At 73.2% G+C, this 6,857-nt stretch carries 5 protein-coding genes and 2 pseudogenes; all 7 read right to left on the bottom strand.

Annotated elements, in window-relative coordinates; all coding sequences use genetic code 11:
- Nucleotides 1-689, bottom strand: a pseudogene (locus ND748_RS21470) (hypothetical protein); the annotation flags it as partial.
- A 57-nt stretch (nucleotides 690-746) separates the two neighbouring features.
- The gene (locus ND748_RS21465; protein ID WP_251747785.1) at nucleotides 747-1,976 is read right to left on the bottom strand and encodes an ABC transporter permease; all 1,230 of its coding nucleotides are present in this window, start codon (nucleotides 1,974-1,976) and stop codon (nucleotides 747-749) included.
- A complete protein-coding gene (locus ND748_RS21460) occupies nucleotides 1,973-2,809 on the bottom strand; it encodes an ABC transporter ATP-binding protein (protein ID WP_251747784.1) in 837 nt (278 codons plus the stop codon). The genes ND748_RS21465 and ND748_RS21460 overlap by 4 nt, the downstream gene beginning before the upstream one ends.
- The gene (locus ND748_RS21455; protein WP_251747783.1) at nucleotides 2,806-4,191 is read right to left on the bottom strand and encodes a biotin/lipoyl-binding protein; all 1,386 of its coding nucleotides are present in this window, start codon (nucleotides 4,189-4,191) and stop codon (nucleotides 2,806-2,808) included. Before ND748_RS21455 ends, ND748_RS21460 begins: the two co-directional genes overlap by 4 nt.
- Nucleotides 4,192-4,834: 643 nt before the next feature.
- Nucleotides 4,835-5,179, bottom strand: a complete 345-nt coding sequence (locus ND748_RS21450) for a hypothetical protein (protein ID WP_251747782.1) — start codon at nucleotides 5,177-5,179, stop codon at nucleotides 4,835-4,837.
- A 306-nt stretch (nucleotides 5,180-5,485) separates the two neighbouring features.
- On the bottom strand, nucleotides 5,486-6,253 hold the full coding sequence (locus ND748_RS21445; RefSeq protein WP_251747781.1) for a maleylpyruvate isomerase N-terminal domain-containing protein: 768 nt from the start codon (nucleotides 6,251-6,253) through the stop codon (nucleotides 5,486-5,488).
- Between the two features lie 196 nt (nucleotides 6,254-6,449).
- Nucleotides 6,450-6,857 (bottom strand): annotated as a pseudogene (locus tag ND748_RS21440) (Ig-like domain repeat protein); the annotation flags it as partial.

Raw genomic sequence — 6,857 nt, 5'->3', positions numbered from 1 at the left:
GCGCGGGGCCGCTGCGGACCCTGGACGGTGATGGTCGTACCCGCCACCTTCGTCACCGACCCGGTGACCACTGCGAGCCGACCGCCGTCCGCGCGGCCCTGCCCGCCCGCGCGGCCCGGCCCGTTTGGTCGGGCAGGCGAACGGTCGGTCGGGCGGGCGGTCGGCACACCGGAGGGCCGGGTACCGCCCGGGAACCCGCCGGCCCCACCGAAGGCGCGGCCGAAGCCCACCGCGCAGCCGCCGGACACCGGCTGGCTGACGGTCACAGTCTGGGCGGTGAACGTGCTGCCCGGGCTGCCGCCGGTGACGGTCACGCAGTCGCCGACCGCGACGGCGGTCGCGCCCGCGGTGGTGGTCTTGACGAACGTGGTGCTTGGCGTCCAGGTGACTGTGACCTGCCCGCTCGCGGGATTCTGGACCTCGACGTTCGTCGCGGTGACCGCGGCGATGGTGCCGCTGGTGCCCGGCCGGGCACCCTGTCCCTGTCCCTGGCCCGAGCCGGTGGCCTGGCTCGGCGCGCTCGTCGCGGCGGCGGTGGCTGCGCCGGAACCGCTGCTGCCGCTGCCACACGCGCTGACGGTAACGATCATCGCGAGTGCGGCGCCGACGATCGGCCCCGCGGCCAGAGCGCGGTGATGCCGGCGGGACTCGCCCGATCGAACTGGGCCAATCGGATTGGCAGAAGTCATCTGATCGTCGCTCCTGATGGACGGCCCGGGACTTCCCACCCGGGGATGCGGCCGGCGTCATTCACTGCGCAGCGCCTCGATCGGCGCGAGTCGAGCTGCCCTGGTCGCGGGGTACACGCCGAACGCCACCCCGATCGCGACCGCGATGACGATCGAGCCGACGGTGGCGGTCGGAGAGATCGAGATCGGGTCGGAGATCAGGTGCGGCAGGATGGCGGCCCCGGCGAGGCCGAGCGCGGTGCCGAGCAGGCCGCCGGCGAGACCCAGCACGGACGCCTCGACGAGGAACTGCCGCCGGATCACCCGCGGGGATGCGCCGAGCGCCTTGCGCAGGCCGATCTCGCGGATCCGTTCGGTCACCGAGACGAGCATGATGTTCATGACGCCAATGCCCCCGACCAGCAGGGAGATCCCGGCGACGCCGGCGAGCAGCACCGTCAGGGTCCGGTCGACCGAGGTCGCGGTGGACAGGATCGACTGCTGGCTGGTGATGGAGAAGTCGGCCGCCGTGGGCGTCGTGATCCGGTGCCGGGCCAGCAGCTCGTAGTCGGCCTCCTGGTAGGCGGCCGACAGGGTGTGGCCGGAGGTCGCCTCCAGGTAGATGTCCTGGACGGAGTTCCGGCTCACGCCCCCGGTGATCCGATCGGCGGCGGTCGTGATCGGCACGATGGCCTGGTCGTCCTCGTTGGTGTTCGCGGACGAGCCGGCGGCGGTCAGTGTGCCGATGACCGTCATCGGCACCCCGGATACGGTGACGGGCTGCCCGACCGGGTCCCGCGCGCCGAACAGCTCCTCGGCGGTGGTCGCGGCCAGCACCGTGACGGCTGCGTGGTCGGCGACGTCCTGGCCGCTGATGAACCTCCCCGTGCCGATGTCGCGGGCGCGCACCGACAGCCAGTCCGGGGTGGTGCCGACGACCGAGGCCGTCCACGAGGCGCTGCCGGCGGCCAGCGCCGCGGACCGGGAGGTCGTCGGCGCGACCGCCCGGATGTCGGGGGCCACGATCGTGGACCGCAGCGCGTCGGCGTCGGCGCGGGTGAGGGTCGACGCGCTGCCGAAGCCGCCGCGCACGCCGTTCGTCGTCGTGCTGCCCGGGGCGACGATCAGCAGGTTGCTGCCGAGCGCGTTGATCTGGCCCCGCACCTTGTCCTGCGCCCCCTCGCCGAGCCCGACGGTGAGGATGACCGCGGCGACCCCGATGAGGATGCCGAGCATCGTCAGCCCGGACCGCAGCCGATGCGAGCGGACCGCCTCGAGCCCGGTCCGGATGATCTCCGCCCAGCTCACGCGCGCACCTTCCGCGCCGACCGCGCCGTCCGCGCGGCCGGACCCGAATCGGCCGTGACCACGCCGTCGCGCACCTGCAGGACCCGGTCCGCCGCGGCGGCGACCTCGGCCTCGTGGGTGATCAGGACGATCGTGCGGCCGACGTCGTGCAGGCGCCGGAACAATCCCAGGACGTCCTCGGTGGACGCCGAGTCGAGATTGCCGGTCGGCTCGTCGGCGAGGATCAACGACGGGTTGGTGACCAGCGCCCGGGCCACCGCGACCCGCTGCTGCTGGCCGCCGGACAGCTCCGCTGGGCGGTGCTCGACCCGGTCGGCGAGCCCCACGTCGGCCAGTGCGTCGACGGCGCGCTGCCGGCGTTCGGAGCGCGGACCTCCGGCGTAGCAGAGGGGAAGTTCCACGTTGCGCCAGGCGGTCATCGAGGGAAGCAGGTTGAACTGCTGGAACACGAACCCGATCCGCCGGTTACGGACCTCGGCGAGCTGGTCCTCCGACATGCCGCCGACATCCTCGCCGGCCAGCCGGTACAGGCCCGACGTCGGCACGTCGAGGCAACCGAGAATGTGCATCAGCGTCGACTTCCCGGACCCGGACGGGCCCGTGATCGCCACATATTCACCTTCCTGGATGGACAGGCTGACCCCGCGCAGCGCCGCCACCTCGAACAACCCCGACCGGTAGATCTTGCGGACGTCCGTCAGCTCGATGACGGCGGCGCTCGCCCCGGGTTCGCTGGTTCCGGGTCTGTCTGCCCCGGGTTCGACCGGTTCGGATGCGACCGGTCTAGATGCGACCGGTGTGGATTCGGCGGAGGGAGAGTCCGTCGGTGTCATCCGGCGGCCCGTCCGCCGAAGCCGGTGCCCCCGCCGAAGCCGGTGCCCCCGCCGAACCCGCCGCCCCGGAACCCGCCACCACCACCGCCGCCTGCGCCGAATCCGCCGCCGGTGCCGCCCGTCCGGGCCCGCGTGGTCGAGCCGCCGACGACCGGAACGACGACCTGGTCACCGGCCACGAGTCCGGAGGTGATCTGGGTCTGCGCCCCCGAGGTGACGCCGGTCGTCACCACCGCGGACACCTGGTGGCCGCCGCGCATCCGGTAGACGACGGTCTGCGACCCCGAGGTGTGCAGCGCCTGGCTGGGGACGGTGAGGACGTCGGAGAGCTGCCGGACGGTGATCGAGACGTCGGCGCCGGCGCCGGGGTGCAACCCGGTCGGGGTGCCCGTGACGTTGATGGTCACCGGGTAGCTGGCGACACCCGAGGCGCCGGTCGCGATGAGGCCGATCGTGCCCACGGTGCCGTAGATCGTCGCCGAGCCCCCGCCGCCCGACCGACCCGCACCCGCCCCGCCCGAGCCGCCGGCCCCGCCCGAGCCGCCCGTCCCGCCTGCCCCGCCCGAGCGACCCGCTCGGGTGGCGCCGGTCGAGCCGGTCGGGGTGATCACAGCCTGGTCGCCGGTCTTGAGCTGGCCGATCGCCGTGTCGTCGACCGTCGCGTTGACCAGGTAGGAGTCCGTGCCGACCACGACGACCTGGGCGCCGGACGCCGAGGAGGACGACGACGTCACCGAGGACGCCTCGCCCGAGCCGGAACCGCCGCCATTCCCGCCCAGGCCGCCCGAGCCGCCACCCGAGCCCGAGCCACCCGAGCCCGAGCCACCAGAGCCCGAGCCGCCACCCGAGCCGGATCCGCCGGACGTGCCGGCGGATCCGCTGCCCGACCCGCCGGCGAGCTGCTGGCCGACGGTGAGGTTCACCACCGCGACGGTCCCGGCGATCGGCGACGTCATCGCGCTCGCGGCGAGGTTGCGCTGCGCGGTGGCCGCCGCGTCCTGCGCCGAGGTCAGCGTGGCTTCGTCGGCCGTGAGCTGCGCGCCTGTCACCCCCGCCGCCTGGTCGGCGCTGACTTTCGCCTGGTCGTTCGCCGCTGTCGCCTGCGCCTGGGCGGCCGCGGTGGCGAGTGCCGCCGAGTCGATGGTGGCGAGGGTCTGCCCGACCTGGACCTTGTCCCCGACGGCGACCTTGACCGCGGTAACCTCGCCGGACACGGCGAACGAGAGGTTGGCCTGCCGGGTCGGTTCGAGAGTGCCGGTGGCACTCACGGTCTGGCGGACCTGCCCGACACTCGCCGCGACGAGCCTGGACGAGACCGGCGTGCCCGAATTCCCGCTCAGGGCCCAACCGAGCAGCCCGCCCCCGACGGCGACGACCACCACGGCGGCAATGACGACGACGCGTGCGCGGCCCCGGGGAATCCGAACCCGCCGCCCGGCGGACGACGGGCGGCGGGCTCCCCGTCGGGTTCCACGAGGGGACGGCTCCGGCGGCTCGATGATCTGCTGCGACGCCGTTTCGTCTGCCGACAAGGACGACAAGAGCCCTCCAGGATGACCCGCGATCCGGGGTGCAACCGCCGGAAGGCATGCAGAGGTTGAATTTCCGTTGTCTTTTTGGGTCACCCGCGGGCAACGCCCGCGAGCGATCTGTTGGGGCGGTCCGAACTTTGCCGGAAGAACCTAAAGGTTCACTGGTCGGATCCTGTGGAAATACTTAGCGAATCATTGGATTTCGAACCGCGGCCACACCGAACGGTAAAGCTATGAATAGCCTGTGAATACTGGGGTCGGCAATCGGATTGCTTACTGGTTCCATCCGGTCCGCCCCGACCGAGCCGCCTCTCCACCGAGCCGGCTGCCAAGCGAGGTGGCTGCCGGCCGCGGCGTGACCGCAGCCGCCCGCCGACTCGACGCGCCACGCCCGGGCCCGAGCGAAGGCCCGCGCATCGCGGACGGTCGGTAGCGGTCAGCCAGGTCCGCGCCTCGCCGTCCGCCGGCGCGGGTGCGCGCAGGCGTGCTGCGGTCAGCTCCAGGTGACCACGGTGTGGTCGTCGATGAAGCCGACCATGGCGGCGAGCGTGGTGCGGGGGGTGTGGGTGGGGTCGGCGTTCGGCTCGACGGCGTGGACGTGGGCGCCGTTGAAGACGTAGATGTCGCCGGCGTTGACGTCGAGCAGCTTCGCCTCGTGGCCGTCGAGTGCGGCGAGGGGATAGGGCGAGCCGGTGACCGTGAGGCCGAGCCGGCTCTTGCTCTCGGTGTCGGGCTGGATGTTCCAGTAGACGAGCCGGCCGGCCAGGTCGTTCTCCAGGCAGATGTTCACCGCCACGACGGATCGGCCGAGTACGCCGCTGCGTTCGAAGTCGGCCATCTGGGGATCGGCGCACTGCGAGTCGTCGTCGTGCGGGTTCAGGGCGAACTGCCCGCCACCGTGCCAGGACCGGAGCAGGGCCCGGCTGGCGATGCGGCCGTTCTGCGCGGCCCGCCGGACGATGGCGTCCTCTGCTGCCAGCGCATCGCTGAGGCCGCGTAGAAGGTCTTCATCGGATCGCCCTCGACGTCGAACAGTTCGGCGAGGACCGGATTCACCAGTTCGGACTCGGCCAGGTATCGGGCGGTTGACCGCTGCCAGGTACTAGGCGGCGGCTGCGCGCGCTGGTCGATCGGCGCGCGGCGTTCAGAAGCCGGGAAAAGCCGCGCGCAGGAGGTCGAGGTCCACAGCGGTGACTTCGACGGGCGGGGTGTGGGCGGGGTCGAGACGGCCGTAGACCAGCCGGACGAACGCCTCCGCCGGCAGCCCGAGCCGGGCGGGCCGCTCCGTGCCGTCCCAGGGCCCGAGCGTCACGGCGTCGCCGAGGTCGAGGGCGATCTCGCGGTCCGGGGCGGTGGTGGTGACGTGGATTCGGGCGGGGCTGGTGGGCTTGCCGGCGAACCCGGCGATCATGCCGAGACCGTCGATGAGCAGGTCGACGGCGGCCGCGTCCACGGTGGCGGCGGGGTCGAGCATGACCGCGACGTCCCAGGTGTGCACGGCGTGCTCGCTCAGCCGGAGCCGGACCACCCCGGCGGCGTCGAGACTCATCGGCCCGAGCGCGACCCGCAGACCCGCGAGCTGGGCGTCGTCGAGAGCCTCGTATGACTCGACGAGGGCCAGGTCCGCCGGCAGCACGTCGGCGGCCTGCGCGTCCGGGGTCCTGGCGTTCCACGTGTCCCAGACGGCGACGAACCGCTCCTGGCCGGGGGCATCCTGTCCGGCGACGGCGGCGTCGAGGACGAGACGACTGATCTCGGCGCCGGAGCCGAGGTGGGACAGCACCTGCGCGATCGTCCACTCGTCGTTGTAGGAGGGCCCGCGCACCGCCTCGGCGTCGAGCGGCTCGACGAGGGCACGCAGCCGCTCATGCGAGCGGCGAAGGCTGGCGATGGCGGTGCGGGCGTCGGTCAAGAGGATGGCTCCTTCTGGGCTGGGGCTTCGGCGGCGGGCCCTGGAAATCGGCCACGACGGCCGCCCGCCGACGCGGCATCATCCTTCCAGGCGACGACGGGCAGCGCCGAGCCGCCCCGGTGCCGACGGCCGTTCGCCCGTCGCCTGCCGCGGGGGGAGTGGACCGCGGCAGGCGACGGGCGGTGGTGCCGTCGGGTCAGGCGCACTGACCGGATCGCGGCCCGATCACGGTGTTGCCCGACTGCGCCAGGGTCGGCTGGTTGCCGGTGCAGCTCAGCGGGCCGGTGACGCGGTTGTCGCGGAACTCGGGCACCGCGTCGTCAGGCAGCGGGCCGCTGCCGCTGTTGCCGACGATCCGCACCGGACCGATGATCGTGTTCGCGGACGCCTCGAGGCCGCCGGTGTTCGCGTCCACGGTCAGCGGGCCGCGCAGCGTGTTGCCGGCGCAGGGCGTGACGTCGGCGGCGTGGGCGTCGGCGCCGAGCAGGACGTAGCCGCGGGCGGCGCGGACCGTCACCGGGCCGGTGATCGTCGCCTGGCACGCGGTGAGGGCGAGCGCGCCCTCGGCGGTCACCGGGCCGGTGACCGTGGCGCCGGTCAGCGC

Source organism: Frankia sp. AiPs1 (assembly GCF_023716945.1).
In the GTDB taxonomy this organism is placed as follows: Bacteria; Actinomycetota; Actinomycetes; order Frankiales; family Frankiaceae; genus Frankia.
The sequence above is the reverse complement of the archived record's forward strand: the minus strand, read 5'-3'. Positions and strand labels throughout refer to the sequence as shown.